General features: G+C 65.4%; 19 protein-coding genes. 6 read left to right on the plus strand and 13 right to left on the minus strand.

Annotated features, from left to right (window positions below):
• Positions 1-2: 2 nt before the first annotated feature.
• On the minus strand, positions 3-911 hold the full coding sequence (locus EN786_RS19710) for a LysR substrate-binding domain-containing protein (RefSeq protein ID WP_127309931.1): 909 nt from the start codon (positions 909-911) through the stop codon (positions 3-5).
• 96 nt (positions 912-1,007) lie between these two features.
• Here EN786_RS19710 and EN786_RS19715 point away from each other — a divergent pair, with 96 nt between their 5' ends.
• From EN786_RS19715 to EN786_RS19730, 4 genes are read left to right on the plus strand one after another with little or no spacing between them, the layout of a single operon-like run.
• Positions 1,008-1,193: a hypothetical protein gene (locus tag EN786_RS19715; RefSeq protein WP_127285692.1), complete on the plus strand. Its 186-nt coding sequence runs from the start codon at positions 1,008-1,010 to the stop codon at positions 1,191-1,193.
• Positions 1,190-4,120: a molybdopterin oxidoreductase family protein gene (locus EN786_RS19720; protein ID WP_127309930.1), complete on the plus strand. Its 2,931-nt coding sequence runs from the start codon at positions 1,190-1,192 to the stop codon at positions 4,118-4,120. Before EN786_RS19715 ends, EN786_RS19720 begins: the two co-directional genes overlap by 4 nt.
• Entirely contained in the window at positions 4,117-4,851 is a 735-nt protein-coding gene (locus EN786_RS19725) for a 4Fe-4S dicluster domain-containing protein (protein ID WP_127309929.1), read from the plus strand. Before EN786_RS19720 ends, EN786_RS19725 begins: the two co-directional genes overlap by 4 nt.
• Before the next feature lie 10 nt (positions 4,852-4,861).
• Positions 4,862-5,797 (plus strand): DmsC/YnfH family molybdoenzyme membrane anchor subunit, encoded by a 936-nt coding sequence (locus EN786_RS19730; RefSeq protein ID WP_127309928.1) that lies wholly within the window; start codon positions 4,862-4,864, stop codon positions 5,795-5,797.
• A 13-nt stretch (positions 5,798-5,810) separates the two neighbouring features.
• Here the strand turns inward: EN786_RS19730 and EN786_RS19735 are convergent, their stop codons facing one another.
• Positions 5,811-6,689 (minus strand): LysR substrate-binding domain-containing protein, encoded by an 879-nt coding sequence (locus tag EN786_RS19735; RefSeq protein ID WP_135908743.1) that lies wholly within the window; start codon positions 6,687-6,689, stop codon positions 5,811-5,813.
• Between the two features lie 93 nt (positions 6,690-6,782).
• Here EN786_RS19735 and EN786_RS19740 point away from each other — a divergent pair, with 93 nt between their 5' ends.
• Positions 6,783-7,754 carry a quinone oxidoreductase gene (locus EN786_RS19740; protein WP_127311898.1) on the plus strand — a complete coding sequence of 324 codons (972 nt, stop codon included), beginning with the start codon at positions 6,783-6,785 and terminating at the stop codon, positions 7,752-7,754.
• A 13-nt stretch (positions 7,755-7,767) separates the two neighbouring features.
• Here the strand turns inward: EN786_RS19740 and pdeM are convergent, their stop codons facing one another.
• The 5 genes from pdeM to EN786_RS19765 all read right to left on the minus strand — a co-directional run bounded on the left by pdeM (position 7,768) and on the right by EN786_RS19765 (position 13,911).
• Positions 7,768-8,484: a ligase-associated DNA damage response endonuclease PdeM gene (gene pdeM / locus EN786_RS19745; protein ID WP_135860457.1), complete on the minus strand. Its 717-nt coding sequence runs from the start codon at positions 8,482-8,484 to the stop codon at positions 7,768-7,770.
• Positions 8,481-11,015: a ligase-associated DNA damage response DEXH box helicase gene (locus tag EN786_RS19750; protein WP_135908745.1), complete on the minus strand. Its 2,535-nt coding sequence runs from the start codon at positions 11,013-11,015 to the stop codon at positions 8,481-8,483. Before EN786_RS19750 ends, pdeM begins: the two co-directional genes overlap by 4 nt.
• A 219-nt stretch (positions 11,016-11,234) precedes the next feature.
• On the minus strand, positions 11,235-12,095 hold the full coding sequence (locus tag EN786_RS19755) for an NlpC/P60 family protein (RefSeq protein ID WP_189340441.1): 861 nt from the start codon (positions 12,093-12,095) through the stop codon (positions 11,235-11,237).
• A gap of 29 nt (positions 12,096-12,124) precedes the next feature.
• Positions 12,125-12,475 (minus strand): MarR family winged helix-turn-helix transcriptional regulator, encoded by a 351-nt coding sequence (locus tag EN786_RS19760; protein WP_127285600.1) that lies wholly within the window; start codon positions 12,473-12,475, stop codon positions 12,125-12,127.
• A gap of 71 nt (positions 12,476-12,546) precedes the next feature.
• Positions 12,547-13,911, minus strand: a complete 1,365-nt coding sequence (locus tag EN786_RS19765; protein WP_127285599.1) for a leucyl aminopeptidase family protein — start codon at positions 13,909-13,911, stop codon at positions 12,547-12,549.
• Between the two features lie 254 nt (positions 13,912-14,165).
• On the opposite strand from EN786_RS19765, the gene EN786_RS19770 reads away from it, so the two are divergent.
• Positions 14,166-14,987 carry a tetratricopeptide repeat protein gene (locus EN786_RS19770; protein ID WP_127285598.1) on the plus strand — a complete coding sequence of 274 codons (822 nt, stop codon included), beginning with the start codon at positions 14,166-14,168 and terminating at the stop codon, positions 14,985-14,987.
• A 48-nt stretch (positions 14,988-15,035) separates the two neighbouring features.
• Here the strand turns inward: EN786_RS19770 and EN786_RS19775 are convergent, their stop codons facing one another.
• The 6 genes from EN786_RS19775 to EN786_RS19800 all read right to left on the minus strand — a co-directional run bounded on the left by EN786_RS19775 (position 15,036) and on the right by EN786_RS19800 (position 21,269).
• A complete protein-coding gene (locus EN786_RS19775; RefSeq protein WP_127285597.1) occupies positions 15,036-15,350 on the minus strand; it encodes a putative quinol monooxygenase in 315 nt (104 codons plus the stop codon).
• A 155-nt stretch (positions 15,351-15,505) separates the two neighbouring features.
• Positions 15,506-16,522 carry a type II secretion system F family protein gene (locus EN786_RS19780; RefSeq protein WP_127285596.1) on the minus strand — a complete coding sequence of 339 codons (1,017 nt, stop codon included), beginning with the start codon at positions 16,520-16,522 and terminating at the stop codon, positions 15,506-15,508.
• 9 nt (positions 16,523-16,531) lie between these two features.
• The gene (locus EN786_RS19785) at positions 16,532-17,545 is read right to left on the minus strand and encodes a type II secretion system F family protein (protein WP_127285595.1); all 1,014 of its coding nucleotides are present in this window, start codon (positions 17,543-17,545) and stop codon (positions 16,532-16,534) included.
• A 29-nt stretch (positions 17,546-17,574) separates the two neighbouring features.
• Complete coding sequence (locus tag EN786_RS19790; RefSeq protein ID WP_127309937.1) at positions 17,575-19,074, minus strand: CpaF family protein; 1,500 nt, start codon at positions 19,072-19,074, stop codon at positions 17,575-17,577.
• A gap of 144 nt (positions 19,075-19,218) precedes the next feature.
• Positions 19,219-20,502, minus strand: coding sequence for a CpaE family protein (locus EN786_RS19795; protein WP_189340443.1), 1,284 nt, complete (start codon positions 20,500-20,502; stop codon positions 19,219-19,221).
• A gap of 29 nt (positions 20,503-20,531) precedes the next feature.
• The gene (locus EN786_RS19800) at positions 20,532-21,269 is read right to left on the minus strand and encodes a CpaD family pilus assembly protein (protein WP_127309938.1); all 738 of its coding nucleotides are present in this window, start codon (positions 21,267-21,269) and stop codon (positions 20,532-20,534) included.
• Positions 21,270-21,276: the final 7 nt, after the last annotated feature.

A 21,276-nucleotide genomic window follows, 5' to 3' on the forward strand; every position in this document is an offset into this window, starting at 1 on the left:
GATCAGCCCCTGCTCAGCGGCGGCAAGTCCGCCTTTCCACCCAGATGCGCCCGCAGCGCCATCTGGGCGAGGCTCGGCTGGCGGTCGCGGTGGGTAATGATGGCGAAGTCGCGCTTCGGCAGGTCGATCGGCACCGACCGCAAGCTGCCTTCGGCCACGGCGCGGCCGACGACGAGTTCCGAGATGATGGTGGCGCCGGCGCCCGCCTCGACCGCCTGGCGGATCGCCTCGTTGCTCGGCAGGACGAGGAATATCCTGAGATCGGCGAACGGCACCGCCTCGCGGCGCGCGAGGTCTTCCAGCGCCTCGCGCGTGCCGGAGCCGCCTTCCCTGATGATCCAGCGCAGCTCCCTGATATCGGGGTGGCCGCGCCCATGTTCGGCGATTTTCGGGTGCGTGGAGGCGACGACCAGCAGCAGCCGATCCACATCGACCTTGGCGCGCCGCAGGATGTCGGATTCGGTGCGCCCCTCGACCAGGCCGAAATCCGCCGTGCCGTCGAGCACATGGGTCTCGACCTGGCTGGTGTTGCCGATGCTGACATTCAGCCTGACGGCAGGATAGGCCTCGTGGAAGGCAGCCAGCCGTCGTGGCAGCCAGTAGCTGGCGATGGTCTGGCTGGCAGCGATCGACAGGCTGCCGGTGACCGTCTGAGAGACATGCTCCAGCACATTGCTGGCGGCGGCAGCGCGCTCCAGCACCGCCTTGGCCTCGGGCAGGAACCTGCGCCCGGTCTGCGCCAGCTCGATGTTGCGGCCGACGCGGTCGAACAGCCGCACCCCATGCTGCTGCTCGAGCGCGCGAATGGCAGCCGAGGCGGCCGACTGCGAGATACCCAGAAGCTCGGCCGCCTTGGTCATGTGGCCGCGCTCGGCGACGGCGACGAAGATGCGCAACTGTTCAAGGGTCATGTGCAATTAAGAAGCAAAATCGATCGGAATTACAAGAGCAACTTGTTAGACAGATCGATTGCTTTGTTCTAAGTTTTCACTGGATGTTGGAAAAAATTGGCGGCCGCGCCGCAAGAGTTGGAAATGATGGGGCGCTTCAAATCGCTGTTCGCGCACTGGACCCGTGGCCTGAAGCGGCGGCTCGCCAGCGATCGCTACCACCCTGAACAGCACTATATGCGCGGTCCCGGGCCGAAGACGAAAGCCAAGATCGCGAGCCGCCAGAGCATCCGGGAACAATGAGCCACGGCGCGCCGCGCGGCGCAAATTCCGCCCCGTCGCAGCGGCCGCTGGCCGACACGCGCGCGCCCGACGAGGGCGACGGCGTCGACACTTCGCCAGGCGTCTCCGACCGGATCGCCAAGACCACCTGCTATATGTGCGCCTGCCGCTGCGGCATCGACGTCCATATCAAGGACGGCAAGGTCCGCTATATCAACGGCAACAAGGACCATCCGGTCAATCGCGGCGTGATCTGCGGCAAAGGCAGCGCCGGCATCATGCAGCACTACAGTCCGGCGCGGCTGAAGAAGCCGCTGTTGCGCAGCGGCCCGCGCGGCTCGGGCGAATTCCGTCAGATCGAATGGGAGGAAGCCTTCTCGATCGCGACCGAGCGGCTCTCGGCGATACGCCGGAGCGATCCCAAGAAGCTCGCCTTCTTCACCGGACGCGACCAGTCGCAATCCCTGACCGGCTGGTGGGCAAGCCAGTTCGGCACGCCGAACTTCGCCGCCCATGGCGGCTTCTGCTCGGTCAACATGGCGGCCGGCGGCCTCTACACGATCGGCGGCTCGTTCTGGGAGTTCGGCGAGCCCGACTGGGACAACACGAAATACTTCATGCTCTTCGGCGTCGCCGAAGACCACGATTCCAACCCGATCAAGATCGGCCTCGGCAAGCTCAAGGCGCGCGGCGCCAAGGTCGTCTCGATCAATCCGTGCCGCACCGGCTACAATGCGATCGCCGACGACTGGATCGGCATCAGGCCGGGCACCGACGGCCTGTTCGTGCTGGCGCTTGTCCACGAGTTGCTCAAGGCCGGCCGCGTCGATCTCGACTATCTGCTGCGCTACACCAACGCCCATGTGCTCGTCATCCAGGAGCCGGGAACCTCCGATGACGGGCTCTTCGTTCGCGACGCCGCCGGCCATCCGCTCGCCTGGGACAGGGTTGCGAAGACACCGGTCCGGGCTGCCGACCCCAACGCGAAACCGGCGCTGACCGGCAGCCATACGGTCAACGGCCGCCGCTGCGTTCCGGTGTTCCAGCTCCTTGCCGACCGCTATCTCAACGACAGCTATTCGCCCGACGCGGTCGCCGGCCGCTGCGGCGTCAGCGCCGACACGATCCGCCGGATCGCGGCGGAGCTGGCGCATGTCGCCTTCGAGCAGGCGATCGAACTACCGGTGGCCTGGACCGACTGGGCCGGGCGCAGGCACGAGACGATCAAGGGGCGGCCGATCTCCATGCACGCCATGCGCGGCATCTCGGCCCATTCCAACGGTTTTCACACCTGCCGCGCCATCCATCTGCTGCAGGTGCTGCTCGGCACCGTGGACGTGCCGGGCGGCTTCCGCTTCAAGCCGCCCTATCCGCGCCCGGCGCCGCCGGGGCCGAAGCCGGCGGGCAAGGACGTCCGCCCGATGACCCCGCTGGAAGGCATGCCGCTCGGCTTCGTCTGCGGGCCGGACGACCTGCTGGTCGACGGGGCCGGCACGCCGACACGCATCGACAAGGCCTATTCCTGGGAGGCGCCTTTAGCCGCGCACGGCCTGATGCACTCGGTCATCCGCAATGCCTGGGCGGGTGATCCCTACCCGATCGACACGCTATTGATGTACATGTCGAACATGGCTTGGAATTCCTCGATGAACACGGTCGAGACGATTCGCATGCTCACCGACAAGGATGCGTCGGGCGACTACAAGATCCCCTTCATCATCTATTCCGACGCCTACTACTCGGAGACCGTGCCGTTCGCCGACCTGGTGCTGCCGGACACCACCTATCTCGAGCGGCATGACTGCATCAGCCTGCTCGACCGGCCGATCAGCCATGCCGACGGGCCGGGCGATGCGATCCGCCATCCCGTCGTCGAGCCGGATCGCGACGTCAGGCCGTTCCAGTCGGTGATGATCGAGCTCGGCGCGCGGCTCGGCCTGCCCGGTTTCGTCAACGCCGACGGCTCGCCCAAGTACCGCGACTATGCCGACTACATCGTCAACCACGAGCGCACGCCGGGCATCGGTCCGCTCGCCGGCTGGCGCGGCAAGGACGGAAGCTCGATCGGCAGAGGCGAAGCCAATCCCGATCAATTGCAGCGCTACATCGACAATGGCGGCTTCTGGCACCACGATTTTTCCGCCGACCAGCGTTATTACAAGATGGGCAACCGCGCCTATCTCGACTTCGCGGCTGAGATGGGCTTCATCGCCAAGGCCGAGCCAATCGTCTTCCAGCTCTATTCCGAGCCGATGCAGCGCTTCCGGATTGCCGCGCGCGGCCATGGGAACGTGCAGCCGCCGGAGGCGGAACGCGACCGCATCGAAGCCTACATGGACCCGCTGCCGTTCTGGTACGCGCCATTCGAGGAAGACGCCGTCGACCTCGAACAATATCCGCTGCATGCGCTGACGCAGAGGCCGATGCACATGTACCATTCCTGGGGCTCGCAGAATGCGTGGCTGAGGCAGATCACCAGCCAGAACCGGCTGTTCATGCATGCAAAGACCGCCGCCGATCTCGGCCTTGTCGACGACGACTGGGTATGGATCGAGAGCGTCAACGGCCGGGTGAAGGGACAGATCAAGCTGGTCGACGGCGTCAACCCCGACACGGTGTGGACCTGGAACGCCATCGGCAAGCGGCGCGGCAGCTGGGGGCTGAAGGACGATGCGGCGGAGAGCAATCGCGGTTTCCTGCTCAACCACATCATCGGCGACCAGACCGCGGCGGACGCCAGCGGCAAGCGCTATTCGAACTCCGATCCTGTGACGGGACAGGCGGCATGGTTCGACGTCCGGGTGCGGATCGTCAAATGCGCGGCCGAGGAAGCGGGCTTCACCGAGCCGCAGTTCGAACGCTTCCGAGAGCCGCCGCGCTTCCAGCCCTCGCCTGACATGCTTCAGTTCGGCGCCGAATTCCGCATGAAGAGGGAAGCCGCCGAATGACCTGCCTTCCCGCGCAAACCGACAAGAAACTCGGCCTGGTGATCGACCTCGACACCTGCGTCGGCTGTCAGGCCTGCGTCACCGCCTGCAAGGAATGGAACACCGGCGGCCATATGGCGCCGCTGACCGATATCGATCCCTATGGCGGGCATGTCGACGGCGTCTGGTTCAACCGCGTGCACGCTTATGAGCACACGACCGAGATGGGCGGGCGCACCGTCAACTTCCCGCGTTCCTGCCTGCATTGCGAGACGCCGGCCTGCGTCACCGTCTGCCCGACGGGCGCCTCCTACAAGCGGGCGTCGGACGGCATCGTGCTGGTCGACGAGGACAAATGCATCGGCTGCAAACTGTGCAGCTGGGCCTGCCCCTACGGCGCGCGCGAGTTCGACACGCAGGTCGGCGTGATGAAGAAATGCACGCTGTGCGTCGACCGCATCTACAACGACAATCTGGCCGAGGAGGATCGCGTGCCGGCCTGCGTGGCGGCCTGCCCGACCAGCGCCCGGCATTTCGGCGATCTCGGCGATCCGGCGTCAGCCGTGTCGCAGCTGGTGACGGCGCGCGGCGGCGTCGACCTGATGCCGGAACTCGGCTACCGCCCGACCAACAAGTATCTGCCGCCGCGCGCCCATACGGAACGCGCCGCCAGGGTGCCGGCGCCGGCGCTGGAGCCGGTGCGGGCCGAAGGCGGCTTCCTCGGCTGGATCGACCGCATGCTTTCGAACTAGCATCCCGGCCATGCATCCCGCTTTCTCCGTCGTCTTCTTCACCACTGCCACAGGCGCCGGCTACGGCCTGCTGGCGCTGCTTGGCGTGCTCGGCGGGCTGGGCTTTGTCGAACCCGACTTCTGGCTCGGGCTCGTCGGCATCGGACTGGCGCTCGGCCTGATCGCGGCCGGCCTTCTGTCGTCGACCGGCCATCTCGGCCGACCGGAGCGCGCCTGGCGGGCGTTCTCGCAATGGCGCAGTTCCTGGCTGTCGCGCGAGGGGGTCTCATCGGTGGCGACTTTCATCCCGGCGGGACTGTTCGGCATCGGCTGGGTGTTCTTGGGCCGCAGCGGCGGCTGGGTGGCGGTCGCCGGATTGCTGGCGGCTGTCGGCGCGGTCGCCACGGTCTGCACCACAGGCATGATCTATGCCTCGCTGAAGCCGATCGCGCAGTGGCATAGCCGCTTCACCCTGCCCGGCTATCTGATCTTCTCGGCGATGACCGGCGGCGTGCTTTTCAACGCGTTGCTGCAGGGTTTCGGTGGCGGATCGAGAGCCGTGCTGGCGTTCGCGCTGGTCCTAACCTTGCTCGGCTGGGGCTGGAAGCTGGCGACGTGGCGGCACAACGACGAACTGGAAATCCCGACCACGGCCAACACCGCAACCGGCCTTGCCGGCGGCACGGTGCGCTCGCTCGAGTGGCCGCATACCGAGGAAAACTATCTGCTCAAGGAAATGGGTTTTCGCATCGCGCGCAAGCATGCCGCCAAGCTGCGGCGGATCGCGCAGGCCCTGGCCTTCGCCTTGCCGGCCATCTTGGTCGCCATGGCATTCGTCCTGCCATGGCCTTTCGCCATGATGGCGTCGGTGATCGCCGCTCTGCTGCAGCTCGCCGGCATGCTGGTCGAGCGCTGGCTGTTCTTCGCCGAGGCGAAGCACACGGTCACCCTCTATTACGGCCGGTAGCGCGTTCTCTCCGTCATGCGGCCCGTGCCCGTGACGCCGCCGGCAAGTCCTTCAGCAAGATCTCGATCGCGGCATCGACGACGGCTGTCCGTCGGTCGTGTGCGTAAAGACCGTATTGGACTGTGAGCGTCTCGGGAACGCCAGCCGATGTCTTCAGCACCCGCATCGAAGCAGTGCGCACCGATTCGGGCGGAAGCAGCCCGACGCCCAGCCCATTCTCGATCGCTGCCTGCAGGCCGGTGACGCTCTGGCACGACAAGCCGATCCTGTGCTCCCTGCCGACGGCAAGCAGCGCCTCGATCATGCGCCTGCGCCAAGGGCAGGTCGCGCCAAAGGCGACGAGATCGAGCGGCCGCTCCGCATCCAGTTCGTAGTCCTGGGCGCAGACCCACTGCAGTTCGACGTTCCACGTCGTCAGGGCATCGGCCGCGACGACGGACGTCGGGGCGATCATGACGTCCAGCGCATCCTCACTCCAAAGCCGTCCCAGCGCGACGCTGTGCTCGACCGTCGCGTCAATGCTGATGTCGGGATAGGTGCGATGAAGCCGCCCGAGCGCTGCCGACAGCGCCGCCGTCGTGACCTCCTCGGCGAGGCCGATGCGCACCCCGCCGCCTATGCCGGCCTGCTGCAGACGCGCCACCGCCTCATCGCCCAGAGCCAGGATGCGGGTCGCGTATCCCAGAAAAAGTTCCCCCTCCGCGGTTGGCACGACGCCGCGGCCGGTGCGTTGAAACAGGTGCCGTTGCAGCAATCCTTCGAGCCGCCGCATCTGCATGCTCAGCGACGATTGGGTTCTGCCGGTCTGCGCCGCGACCCTGCTCAGGCTGCCCTGCCGGCAGACCGCCACATAGGTGCGAAGAAGGTCGATGCCAATCTGGTCAGATATCATGATCCTTGAACTCTGATGTCATGGATATCAACCTACAATGATATCGCGCCACGCGCTATCTCCCTGCCACGAGACAGCGCAAGGAAGAAATCCATGAAAGCGATCCGCGTCCACCGCCATGGCGGCCCAGATGTGCTTGCCTATGAAGATGTCGACATCGGCCAGCCCGGACCCGGCGAGGTCCGCGTGCGCAACCGGGCGGTCGGCCTCAACTTCGTCGACATCTATTTCCGCACCGGCGAATATGCGCCGCCCGCTTTGCCATTCACGCCGGGCAATGAAGGCGCCGGCGAGATCGTCGCCGTCGGCGAAGGGGTGAGCGGCTTTGCGCCCGGCGATCGTGTCGCCTATGTCGAGACGCTGGGCGCCTATGCCGAGGAACGCATCGTGCCGGCGCATCTTGTCGTTCACCTGCCCGACGCCATCGACTTCGAGACCGGCGCGGCGATGATGCTGAAGGGGCTGACGGCGCAATATCTGCTGCGCCGCACGTTTCGCGCCGAGGCGGGCCACACCATCCTCGTGCAGGCCGCGGCGGGCGGCGTCGGCCTCATCCTGACACAATGGGCGAAGCATCTCGGCGCCACCGTCATCGGCACGGTCGGTTCGCCAGAGAAGGCCGAGCTCGCGCGCGCCAATGGCTGCGACCATGTCATCGACTATGGCAGGGAAGACTTTGCCGCGCGGGTGAGGGAGATCACTGGAGGCGACGGCTGTCACGTCGTCTACGACGGCGTCGGCAAGGCGACCTTTCCCGCCTCGCTCGATTGCCTGCGGCCCTTTGGCACCTTCGTCAGCTTCGGCACGGCGTCAGGATCGATCCCGCCGTTCGACATCATGCTGCTGATGCAGAAAGGCTCGCTGTTGGCCACCTGGCCGTTGTTGTTCCATCATCTCGCCCGGCGCGAGGACGTCGTCGCCATGAGCGAAGAACTCTTCCGCGTCGTGCTGAGCGGTGCCGTGAAAATCCCCGTGCACGCCCGGATGCCGCTCGCCGAATTGGCCGAAGCGCATCGCCGGCTCGAAGCGCGGCAGACGACCGGCGCAACCGTGATGCTTCCCTAAAGCAATCTTCAGCTCAGCCCGGCCGCAGCATCGAGCCGGCAATGGCGAAGATGCGCTCGGCGCCGAGCATATAGGCCATCAGCGTCTCGCGACGGAACAGGCCGGCATAGGCGCGGTCGAGCACGTTGAGCGAGCCGGTATAGGCGCCGAAGGCCGGCATGATCATGCGGCCGCCGTCGGCGGCGAAGCAGCGCCGCCGCACCGAGCGGCCTTGCTGGACGATCCGGGCGCAAGGATGGAGGTGGCCTGATATCTCGCCCTCCACGCGCACCTTGGACGGCTCGTGCCTGAAGAGGAGAGACCCGATGGCAAGCTCGCGCACGGTCTCGCCGGGCAGGTCGGCCGGCGCGTCCGGATCGTGGTTGCCGGCGATCCAGAACCAGTCGCGGCCGGCGATCAGGCTTTCCAGTCGCTCGCGAAAGCTTTCATGCATACGCGCCGCGCCGCCGCCGTCGTGGAAAGAATCGCCAAGGCTGATGACGATCGCCGGCTGGTAATCGGCGATCACCGCCTGCAGCCTGAGCAGCGTAGCACCGGTATCGTAGGGCGGGATCAGCGCGCCGCGCCTGGCGAAGGAGGAGCCCTTCTCCAGATGCAGATCCGACACCGCGAGCAGCCGCAGATCGGGGAAGTAGAGCACGCCGCGGGGATCGCAGACCGCGCGTTCGCCGGCGATGCCGACAAGATCGGCCTCGGCGATCAGCGATGCGCGTGTCAGCGAATAATTCATGCCTCGCTCATTCCCGGCCCCATGGCCTCCTCGACCAGCGTCGCCGCATCCATCAGCAGTGTTTCGTCCGCTTCGCCATGCACCGGCATCTTGCCGATCTCGAGCATGATCGGCACGGCAAGCGGCGATATCTGCTCGAGATTCTTATGCACGATTCGACCCTTGATGCGCGAGAGCATCTCGGCAAGCCGGCTGACATCGAGCAAACCGGTCGCCGCATCGGCACGCGTCGCCTGCAGCAGGATATGGTCGGGCTCGTGGCTGCGCAGCACGTCATAGACGAGATCGGTCGATACGGTGACCTGACGGCCGCTCTTCTCCTTGCCCGGGTGGCGTTTCTCGATCAGTCCCGAGATCAGCGCGCAATTGCGGAAGGTGCGTTTCAGCAGCCAACTGTCGGCGAACCACGCCTCGAGATCGTCACCCAGCATGTCCTGGTCGAAGAGGGTGGGCAAGGAAGGTCTTTTCGCCCTGAACATCATGCCCATGTCGGCCAGCGACCATATGGCAAGCGCATAGTCGGTGGCGACGAAGCCGAGCGGCCTGGCGCCCGCCCTGTCGAGCCGGCGGGTGAGCAACATGCCGAGCGTCTGGTGCGCCAGCCTGCCCTCGAACGGATAGGCGACGAGATAGTGGCGGTTGCCGCGCGGAAAGGTTTCTATCAAAAGGTCATCGCGTTTGGGCAGCACCGATTTGTCGGCCTGGAAGCGCAGCCAGTCGGCGACCTGCTCCGGCAGCTTCTTCCAACGCTGTGGATCGTCCAGCATGGCGCGCACCTGCTCGGCGAGATAGGTCGAAAGCGGAAACTTGCCGCCGCCGTAGTAGGGCACCTTGGCATCGCTGCCGGGCGCGTTCGACACGAAGCATTCATTCTCGCGAATGCCTTCGAAGCGCAGCACCTTGCCGGCGAACATGAAGGTATCGCCATGGGTCAGCGTCTCCAGGAACGCCTCCTCGATCTTGCCGAGAACCCGGCCGCCACGCGAAGCCGACCCTTTGCTGCCGGCCTGCACGTAGCGCACGTTGAGGGCCGGCACCTCGATGATGGTGCCGACGTTCAGCCGGTACTGCTGGGCGACGCGAGGATTGGATACGCGCCACATCCCGTCCTTGTTCAGGCGGATGCGGGCGTAGCGCTCATAGTTCTTCAAGGCGTAGCCACCGGTGGCGACGAAATCTATCACCCGGTCGAATGTCGGTCGGTCGAGGCTGGCATAAGGCGCCGCCGATCTGACCTCCTCGAACAGCGCGTCGGCGTGGAATGGCGCGCCACAGGCGCAACCCAGGACATGCTGGGCCAGCACGTCGAGCCCGCCATCGACCAGCGGCGGCGTGTCCTGCGCGCCAAGATAGTTGGCGTCGAGGGCCGCCCGGCACTCCAGCACCTCGAAGCGGTTGGCGGGGATCAGGATCGCTTTCGACGGTTCGTCCATGCGATGGTTGGCGCGGCCGATCCGCTGCGCCAGCCGGCTGGCCCCCTTCGGCGCGCCGACATGAACGACCAGATCGACATCGCCCCAGTCGATGCCGAGATCGAGCGTCGAGGTGGCGACGATGGCGCGCAGCGCATTCTCGCCCATCGCCTTCTCGACGCGGCGGCGCTGCGCGACATCCAGCGAACCGTGGTGCAGCGCGATCGGCAGCGTGTCCTCATTGACCCGCCATAATTCCTGGAACAGCAGCTCGGCCTGGCTACGGGTGTTGACGAACAGCAAGGTCGTCTTGTGGCGCTTGATCTCGCGATAGATCTCCGGCGTGGCGTAACGGGCGGAATGTCCCGCCCACGGCACGTGCTCTTCCGAATCGAGGATGGAGATTTCCGGCTTGGCGCCGCCGGTGACGACGATCAATTCGGCCATGTCATCGGGTGGATTCTGGCTGACCAGCCAGCGCCGCAACTCGTCCGGTTCGGCCACCGTTGCCGACAATCCGATCGTCTGCAGTCCGGGCACAAAGTTGCGCAGCCTAGCCAGGCCGAGCGCCAGGAGATGGCCGCGCTTCGAAGTCACCAGCGAATGCAGCTCGTCGAGCACGACATAGCGCAGATCCTCGAAGAAGCGCCGGGCGTCGCCGGCCGCGATCAGCAGCGCCAATTGTTCGGGCGTGGTGAGCAGGATGTCGGGCGGCGCCAGCTTCTGTCGCTGGCGCTTGTGCGAGGGCGTGTCGCCGGTGCGCGTCTCGACAGTTACACCCAGGCCGATCTCCTCGACCGGCTTGCCGAGATTGCGCTCGATGTCGACGGCGAGCGCCTTGAGCGGCGAGATGTAGAGCGTGTGGATGCCGCGATGCGCCTGGCCGGGTTTCCGCCTGGGACGGTTGGCGAGCTCGGTGAGCGAGGGCATGAAGCCGGCCAGCGTCTTGCCGGCGCCGGTCGGCGCGATCAGCAGCACCGACTGGCCGGCCTGAGCCCGCGCCAAAAGCTCGAGCTGATGGGCACGCGGCGCCCAGCCCTTTTCAGCGAACCATCTGACGAATGGTTCGGGCAGGACCACTGCGGCATTCTGTTCGGCGAGGCGCGGCTGCTCTGTCACCCGCCAGAGGTAGCGCGACGGCGCGCGAACGCCAAGGAAAATCGGAACAAAAGGGGATCATCCTTCCTCGCCCCGTTTACGGGGGGAGGATGCCGGCAGGCAGGTGAGGGGCCGCGCCGGCGATCAGAGGTTGGCCGTCAGCGCGAACAATCAGGGGTTCGCGCCGCCCCTCACCCGCCCTTCGGGCACCTTCTCCCCGTGAACGGGGAGAAGGAAAGATCACGGTCGCCGGAACCCCGTCGGCCCGCCATAGAGATAGCCGATGCGGGCGACGGCGTCCTTCAGTCCCTCGCGCGAGACCAGCATGGTGTGGCCGTTGGCATGGATCATTGTGTCGGCATCGGTCATGATCGCGACATGGCCTTTCCAGAAGACTAGGTCGCCGCGCCGCATGCCGGTGAAGTCCGGGCCCGGATCGAGCGGCTTGCCGATCGAGGCCGCCTGCATATCGGAATCGCGCAGCACGTCCCTGCCGGCCATGCGCATCGCCAACTGCACGAGGCCGGAACAATCGATGCCGAAGCCCGAGACCCCGCCCCAGAGATAGGGCGTGCCGAGAAAACTTTCCGCCACCGAAACATAGTCGGCCGCAGTCTCGCCGGCAGGCTGCAGATGGGCCGCGATGAGCGCCTGGCCCGACGACAAGAGAGCATAGTGCGTGCCGCGCGTTTCGGCGGCGCCGGTCACCGTCACCGCCGATCCCATCGACAATTGGCCGCTCACTGGAAAGCGCAGGTCCGGCCCCGGATAGAGGAAGGTGCGCGGTACCGAAACGATATGGGTCGGCGCCTGCTCGCGTGGACCGAGCACCGTGTCGGCGACATAGCCGACATAGCCGTCACGCTCGGCCTGGATCCAGGCCCAGCCTGCGCTGTCCTCGAAAACGAGCACGTCGTCGCCGAACAGGGCCTGCGTGTTGACGCCGGCATCCGGGCGCGGCGCCTTGCGCAGGTCGGCGACGGACACCGAAATCCGCGCCGGCCGGCCGGCGACGAAACGATCGGCTGAGACCTCTCCCTTCAGCCTGGCATCGGCGAGATCGGAACGGAAGGCGTGAAGGCGGGCATCCCTGGCGGTCAAATCGAGCACTCGGTCAGATGGACAATCGGTCAGATGGGCAGTTCATGGGCCCTGGCGATGATACCATCGCCGAAACGCTCGACAAAGAGCGCGCCCTCGACCGTGCGCCGGATCAGGACGTTGCGCTTGTCGAGCTCGTCGCGGTGGCGCGACACCAGCTTCAGCGCCCCCATCGTGTCGAGCGCGCGGGTGATGACCGGCTTGGTGACGTTGAGCCGGGCGGCCAGCCCACGCACCGTATGCGGCGGCGGGTCGAGATAGATGGTGAACAGGATCGCCGTCTGGCGCATGGTGAGATCGGGCGAGCCGTCGCGCACCTGCGACAGCATCACCTGCTGCCACAGTCTGAGGGCCTGGCTCGGGCGCATCGAGATCGACATCGCGCCAGCATGCCGGCAAATTGTTTCGGTTCCGTTTCAGTGGCGGCATCTTGCCGGCCGTCCCGGATGCGTCACGCAAATCGCTTCGAGATGATCCGCTCCAGCGCCCGGATGCCTTGCGCCTCGCCGCCGGTGACGCCGTATGGGCGATCGGACGGGTTCCAGGCGAAGATGTCGAAATGCGCCCAGCGCGGCGTCTTCTCGACGAAGCGCTTGAGGAACAGCGCCGCCGTGATCGAACCGGCGAAGCCGTCGGTGGTGACGTTGTTGATGTCGGCGATCTTCGACGACAGCTTTGCATCGTAAGGCCGCCACAGCGGCATGCGCCACAGAGGATCCTCCACGGCGACTGCGGCCGCCGACAGCTCGGACGCCAGCGTATCGTCGCCAGTGTAGAAAGGCGGCAGGTCCGGGCCGAGCGCGACGCGGGCGGCACCCGTCAACGTCGCCATGTCGACCAGCAACTGGGGCTGCTCGTCGTCGGCGAGCGCCAGCGCGTCGGCCAGCACCAGCCGCCCTTCGGCATCGGTATTGCCGATCTCGACGGTGATGCCCTTGCGGCTCGTCAGCACGTCGCCCGGCCGGAAGGCGTTGCCGGCAATCGAATTCTCGACCGCCGGGATCAAGACGCGCAGCCGCACGTTGAGCCTGGCAGCCATGATCATCGACGCCAGCCCAAGCACGTTGGCCGCGCCGCCCATGTCCTTCTTCATCAACAGCATGCCCGCGGACGGCTTGATGTCGAGGCCGCCGGTGTCGAAGCAGACGCCCTTGCCGACCAGCGTCACCTTCGGCGCATCCGGCGAGCCCCAGAGCAGGTCGATCAGCCGCGGCGCGCCGGATGAGGCGCGGCCGACGGCATGGATCATCGGGAAATTCTGATTCAAGAGATCGTCGCCCTCGATCACCGACACTTCGGCGTCGTGCGCCGAGGCCAGCGTCCGCGCCGCCTTTTCCAGCTCGTCCGGCCCCATGTCGCTGGTCGGCGTGTTGACCAGATCACGGGTCAGGAAAACGCCATCGGCGATGCGGCGGACATGCGCGGCATCGGCACCCGCCGGCAGCACGAAGCGCAGCGCCTTGCCGGGCTTCTTGCCGTAGCGGGTGAAGGCATAGCCGCCAAGCACCAGCCCGGTCGCGGCCAGATCCGGCCAGGCCGGCTCGGTGGCGAAATGCCAGTCGCCTTCGGGCAACGCCCTCGCCAGGGCGCCAACGGCAAGCGTGCCCTCGCCGTCGCCAAGGCCGAACAAGGCGCCGGCGAGCGCGCCGTCTTCGCCGGGCAAGGTCAGCGTCCTGCCGGCCTCGCCGGAAAAGCCGTTGGCCCTGGCCCAGGCAATCGCGGCCGGCGCGAGGCCGGCGGCCTCGAGGCCGCCGCCGGTGACCAGATGAACCGGCAGCGCGGCCGTGGATTTCGTCTCGACGAGTTCGACTGGCATTCGATGGACTCCGGCTAAGGACGCTTGGTCATTGTTCACTGGCAGAAGCGTCAGAAAAATCCAACGAGAATTCGGGCGACGGCGCCAGCCAGCGTGTCGTCCGTTCGACCCCGCGCAACGGTGGGCCTGCCCTAACAGCAGGGACAATGGGAGCTTCAGGGGCCTTTCTTAACTGTCCGTTAGGGTTAACAGAATATTTCTTCGGGAGGGAAGACGGCCACGCAAGGCCGCAGATGGATGGAGGCCGCAGGCCGATGCTGATCAACGGTTTGATGAACACCACGGGCAAGCGGCTGATCACCACGGTCTTCATGGCAGCACTCGCGGCAAGTGTCGCTGGCTGCGGGACCAGCAAGTTCACCACCGGCTCGATCACGCGCTCCAACAGCAAGCCGCTGGAGACCATGTCGGCGACCGAGTTGCACAGCGCAACGACCAGGCTTGGCGAATCCTATGCCAAGAACCCCACCGACAAACGGATCGCCACCAATTACGCGGCGGCGCTGCAGATGGACGGCGATGCCGACCAGTCGCTTGCCGTCATGCGCAAGCTGGCGATCGCGCTGCCCAAGGACCGCGACGTGCTCGCCGCCTACGGCAAGGCGCTCGCCGCCAACGGGCAGTTCGAGCCTGCGCTGGACGCCGTGCGCCGCGCGCAGACGCCGGAATATCCGGACTGGCGGCTGGTGTCGGCGGAGGCCGCGATCCTAGACCAGCTCGGCCAGCGGGACGAGGCGCGCCAGGACTATCGCAAGGCGCTCGACCTCAAGCCGAACGAACCCTCGATCCTGTCCAACCTCGGCATGTCCTATGTGCTGGAAGGCGATTTGCGCACGGCCGAGACCTACATGCGCTCGGCGGCCCAGCAGCCCAACGCCGACAGCCGCGTGCGCCAGAACCTGGCGCTGGTCGTCGGCCTGCAAGGCCGCTTCGACGAGGCCGAGAAGATCGCCTCACAGGAACTCTCACCCGACCAGGCGCAAGCCAATGTCGCCTATCTGCGCCAGATGCTCGCCCAGCAGAACGCCTGGAGCCAGCTGAAGGACCAGGACAAGGACAAGGCCGCGACCAACTGACGGCAACGCCAGCGCGTCAGCCGATTCTTCAAGGTCATCGGCAGTGGGTCAGTTCCAGATTTGAGCTTTGGCTTTCAGCGAGATCGGATCGGTTTCGATGAGACGGAGAGTCTTCACCATACCGGCGGTCTCGGCCTTGTATTTGAGAAAATGCGGCGTGGTCAGGTGCATTTCATAAGCCGCCTGATCGGCATAGCCCTCAATGACGCGGACGAGATGCGGGCTTTCCCTGACCGAAACCGCGAACAGAAAAAGCACCCCGGGCTCCAGCCTCACGGAGGCTTCAGTCTCTTCAGCGATAAGGGCGGCGTAGGCGTCGAGACAGTCGGCGTCGATCTCCAGCTCCGCTATCCTCACAATCATTGGCTGTCCCGTTTGCTTCGGCGCGCGCAGCCGGCGTCTCGGCTGCCTTCTTCTCGATCAGCGCGACAATATCACTGATCTCCCAAAGCCTGTCAGTCACGCCAGCGGCCATTGCCGGCGTCAAGCGCAGCTTTTTCGTCAGCGTCCGGGCTGCCTTACTGGCTGCTGGTGTTGTGCTGATCGCCGAAGATGCCGCGCTGGCTGACCTGGATGCCGGCTGGCCCCAGGATGATGGCGAACAGCACCGGCAGGAAGAAAAGGATCATCGGCACGGTGAGCTTGGGCGGCAGGGCGGCGGCCTTCTTCTCGGCCGCATTCATGCGCATGTCGCGGCTTTCCGAAGCCAGCACGCGCAGCGCATGCGCGACCGGCGTGCCGTAACGTTCGGCCTGGACCAGCGCCTGCGTCACCGACTTGACCGATTCCAGGCCGGTGCGGCTGGCGAGATTCTCGTAAGCCACCTTGCGCTCCTGCAGATAGGAGAGCTCGGCGTTGGTAAGCACGAATTCTTCCGCGAGCGCCACCGACTGCCCGCCGATCTCGTCGGCGACCTTGCGCAGCGCCGCCTCGACCGACATGCCCGACTCGACGCAGATCAGCATCAGGTCGAGCGCGTCGGGCCAGGCCAGCTGGATCGACTGCTTGCGCTTGGTGGCGCGGTTGTTGACGTAAAGGATCGGCGCGTAGAAGCCGCCATAGGCAACCACGACACAGACGAACAGCTTGATGAAGGGCGGCTGCAGCGGCAGGCCGCCGAGCACGAAAAGGTAGACGGCCGCCAGGGCGAAACCGACAAAGGGCAGAACCAGGCGGAAGAAGAGAAAGCGCGTCAGCGGATTCTGGCCGCGAAAACCCGCCACCTTGAGCTTCTGCAGCGTTCCCTCATCGGCCAGCGCGCGCCTGAGATCCAGCCGCTCGACGATGTTGCGCATGCCGATCGACTGTTCCTCGCGCAGGCCCTTGCGGCGGCGATCGGCTTCGTTGGCCAGCCGCACGCGCTGCTTGGCGCGCAACTCCTCGCGCTCGAGCGCCACCGATTTCATGCGCGACTTGAGCTGGTTGCCGCCGAGCGCGGGCAACAGCGTGAAGACAGTCGCGAACACCGCGATGCCGACCAGCAAGGCGATCAGGAAGGCGGGATCGGTAAGCGATTTGACGACCTGGTCCGTCATGGACGCCCCCTAGACTTCGAAGTTCATCATCTTGCGCATCACCAGGATGCCGATCGACATCCAGACCAGGGAACAGCCGATGATCAGGTTGCCTGTGCTGGTGGTGAACAGCGGCATGATGTAGTTCGGGCTCGACAGATAGACGAGGAAGGCAACGACGAAAGGCAGGGCGCCGATGATGACGGCCGAAGCTTTCGCCTCCATCGACAGCGCCTGCACCTTGGCCTTCATCTTCTTGCGGTCGCGCAGCACGCGAGAGAGATTGCCCAGCGCCTCGGAGAGGTTGCCGCCGGCCTGCGACTGTATCTGGATGACGATGCCGAAGAAGCCAGCCTCCGCGCACGGCATGGTTTCGGACATGCGCATGGTGGCATCGGGGATCGACATGCCCATCTGCTGCGAATCGATGATGCGGCGGAACTCGGTCCTGACCGGCTCCGGAGATTCGTTGGCGATCAGACGGATGGCGTCGTTGAGGGGCAGGCCCGACTTGACGGCGCGCACGATGATGTCGAGGGCGTTGGGAAACTCGTTGAGGAATGCCTTGACCCGGCGGGTCCGGCGGAACGAGACGAACCAGCGCGGCAGGCCGAGGCCGCCAGCCAGCAATGCGCCAGGCAGCACCAGCAAGGGCGCGGTGGCCAGATAGGCGAGCACCGTGAGCACGATGCCGCAGATCGCCGAGTAGATGTAGAAGCGCTCGATGGAAACCTGCATGCCGGCCTGGCGGATCTGCACCTTCAGCGGCGGCTTCTTGACGATGCGATCGTTGGATCGCTGCTTCTCGTCGAGCTGCTTCAACGAATCCTGGAGGGATTTTCGCCGCTTGACCGCCTCGGCGGCGCGGTCGCGCGAGGCCTTGACGACGGAGCGGTCGGTTTCGGCGGTCTTGATGGTCTCAAGCCGCTTGCCGACCTGCTTCTCGTTGCTGATGCGGTTGAACAGGAAAGCATAGGCCACCGCCCCGGCGCTGAAGCCGGCCAGCACGACAAACGCCAATACGGTGCTGTCAATTCCGAACATCGACCAGAGCCCCTACGCCTCCAGATACCTCAGCCAGCGTTTTTCTCCATGGCCTCGAGCGCGGTCGCGAGGCGCTGCTCCTCGCCATAATAGCGGGCACGATCCCAGAAATGCGGGCGGCCGATGCCGGTCGATACGTGCTCGCCGATAAGCCTGCCGCTCGCGTCCTCACCCTTGATGTTGTAGAGGATGAGGTCCTGGGTGATGATGACGTCACCCTCCATGCCGATCACCTCGGTGATGTGGGTGATACGCCGCGATCCGTCGCGCAGGCGGGCCGCCTGGATGATCACGTCGACGGAGCCGACGACGATTTCGCGCACGGTCTTTTGCGGCAGCGAGTAGCCGCCCATCGCGATCATCGATTCGATACGGTTCAGGCACTCGCGCGGGCTGTTGGAGTGGATCGTTCCCATCGAGCCGTCGTGGCCGGTGTTCATCGCCTGCAGCAAGTCGAACACTTCCGGTCCGCGCACTTCGCCGACGATGATCCGCTCGGGCCGCATGCGCAGGCAGTTCTTGACCAGGTCGCGCATGGTGACCTCGCCCTCGCCTTCAAGATTCGGCGGACGGGTTTCGAGGCGAACCACGTGCGGCTGCTGCAGCTGCAGTTCCGCCGAGTCCTCGCAGGTGATGACCCGCTCCTCGCGATCGATGTAGTTGGTCAGGCAGTTGAGCAGCGTCGTCTTGCCCGAGCCGGTGCCGCCCGAGATGACGACATTGCAGCGGACGCGGCCGATGATCTTGAGGACCTCGGCGCCCTGCGGCGAGATCGCGCCGAACTTGACCAGCTGGTCGAGCGTCAGCTTGTCCTTCTTGAACTTGCGGATGGTGAGCGCGGTGCCGTCGATGGAGAGCGGCGGCGCGATGACGTTGACACGCGAACCGTCGGGAAGGCGGGCGTCGCAGATCGGGCTCGATTCGTCGACACGGCGACCAACCTGGCTGACGATGCGCTGGCAGATGTTGAGGAGCTGCTGATTGTCGCGGAAGCGGATGCTGGTCTGTTCGACCTTGCCGTTGACTTCGATGTAGACGTTCTTGGAGCCGTTGACCATGATGTCGGCGATGTCGTCGCGGGCAAGCAGAGGCTCCAGCGGACCGTAGCCGAGCACGTCGTTGCAGATGTCCTCGAGCAGTTGTTCCTGCTCGGCGATCGACATCGCGAAATTCTTGATCGCGATGATGTCGTTGACGATGTCGCGGATTTCCTCGCGCGCGCTTTCGGGATCGAGCTTGGCGAGCTGCGACAGGTCGATCGTGTCGATGAGAGCGGAAAAGACCTGGCTCTTGGTGTCGTAGTAGGTCTCGCTGCGCTCGCGCTGGATCTTCTTCGGCTCCGGCGCCAGCGGCGGCGGCTCGACCGGGCGACGGGCGGGCTGGGCGGCCAACTCTCCCGACTGCGCCGGCGCGGCGGGGCGCGCAAGAACAGCCGTATCCGCCGATCCCGGCGCCGCGGGGCCCGGTGCCGGCTGGCGAAATTCCGGCTTGGACCGGTTGCCGTCGTCAGAGCCTCTCTTACCAAACATGATCGACTACCAATTCCGCCCGGAGCAGGATGCCGAAAAGTGTGAAGCGGCTTTCGGACGACATCATGCTCTACTTTCTTCGATTTAGAGGCCGGATTCAGATTTCAGGTCCATTCGACCTGAAATCATCCGCCTCTGGGTGCGTCACTTCTTGTTGCGCGAGAGCTTGCCGAGAAGCGAGCCGAGGCCCGCCTTCTTCTTGATCTTGATTTCGCTGCGCCCGGTCAGCACATGCGCGATCTCGTCGATGATGCCGACGACCGGGCTCTTGGCGTCCATCTCGCCCAGCATGCGGCCGTTGTTGGCGGCGTTGCCGAACAGCAGCGGTTCGAATTGGATGACCGCCATGGGCGTGATGCCGAGCGGTTCGGAAAAGTCCGTCGGTCCGATCTCGGGACGCTTCGGAACGCCTGCCTGATTGATGACAAGCCTTGGCGGCGGATCGTTCGGGCGCAGCCGTTTCAGCATGTCCACCATGTTCTTGGTGTTGCGCAGATTGGCCAGTTCCGGCGTCGCGGTGATGACCACCTCATCCGCCTTGACGAGGATGCTCTTGCTCCAGCCTGACCAGATATGCGGCACGTCGAGGACCAGGAGCGGTGCGCTGCGCTGGGCGGTGTCGATGAGCTGCGAGAAGGCATCGGGATCGAAGTCGTAGACCCGTTCGAGCGTGGACGGAGCGGCGAGCAGCGACAGGTGCTCGGCGCATTGCGCAAGCAGCCTGTCGAGATAGACCTCGTCGACACGCTCGGGCGAAAACACCGCCTCGGCGATACCTTGCGCCGGATCCTGATCGAAATTGATGTTGGCGGTTCCGAAAGCAAGATCGAGATCGGCGACGACCACCTCGGACTTGAACAGCGACGACATCGCCCAGGCGACATTGTGCGCGATGGTCGAGGAACCGACGCCGCCCTTGGCGCCGATGAAGGCGATCGAGCGGCCGATCGGTTCGGCCTCCGGATCGACGAAGATCGACGAGACCACGCTGACGATGTCGGTCATCGACACCGGCGCGATGACATATTCGGAAATGCCGGAGCGGATGAGTTCGCGATAGAGGCCGACATCGTTGTAATGGCCGATCACCACGACCTTCGAGGACGGATCGCAATATTCGGAAAGCTGGGCGAGCTGCTCCAGCAGCTGCTTCGGCTCGCTGCGCGATTCCAGCAGGATCAGGTTCGGCGTCGGCGCCGACTGGTAGAACTCGATCGCCGTGGCGATGCCGCCCATATGAACCTTCAGATGGGCCTTCGCCATGCGCCGGTCGTCGCCGGCGAGGCGGACCGGACTGGCGACGCCCTCGGTCTCGCAAAATGCCTGGATCGAGATGCGCGGCACCGGCCGCAATGCCTGCATCGCGGCGATGTCCTGTTGCGATGTATCGCCGCCATCCACAGGCGCGTCATAGGCAAGATTGCTCATTGTCATGCTCTCTTCCTGACTTGCGCCACTCAGTAGGTCACTTCCGAGTTGCCGAGGAATTCGTTCGAAATGCCTCTCGAGCGGTAAAGGTCGATCACCGCGCCGCGATTTTCGGCGTCGATGTCGGACTGCTTGCGCGGCCCGAGCAGATCGTTGGGATTGGCCATCTGGGCGGCAAGGTTGTTCTGGTACGAGCAGCCAAAGTCGGCGTAGTGCTTGTTTTCCGAATTCTGCAGCAGGTCTTCCGGCCAGCGGCCGCATCTGTCCGTCTGCGCCCTCACCGCCACGAAGGCGACGCGCACCGGGGCCGAAGCTTCCGGAACCGCCGACTGATAGGACGTCATGACGATGCGGCCGCGCTTGACGCCGGAGGCGGCGGCGACCCGGGCGAAATCGCGACCGGCCACCAAGGCCGCCACCTCGTTGGCCGAGCCTCTCGGGACGGCGATGGTCAGCGACGGGGCCGCACTCTTGTCATAGCCGTCGAGGAAGCCGAGCAGCGTGTCGCGTTGGGCGCCGGTCATGCCGCGATCGCCGGCGCCGACGGGAAGATCGATCTTCTGGTTCTTTTCCGCGATGACGATCGGATGGCTGGTGCGATAGTCGTCGGGGATGGCGCCGACCGTGACGCTGTCGCGTTTCCAGCCGGCGCAGCCGGCGAGCGATGCGGCGAGCAGGACCGCCAGGACCGGGGCTACGGAGCGGCGGATCCGCTCGCGACCGGACCTTGCCGGCGCCGTGGTGGTGTTCGATGTCGACTGAAACATGTCCGCT

Source organism: Mesorhizobium sp. M4B.F.Ca.ET.143.01.1.1, assembly GCF_004792275.1.
Classification (GTDB): Bacteria; Pseudomonadota; Alphaproteobacteria; order Rhizobiales; family Rhizobiaceae; genus Mesorhizobium; species Mesorhizobium abyssinicae.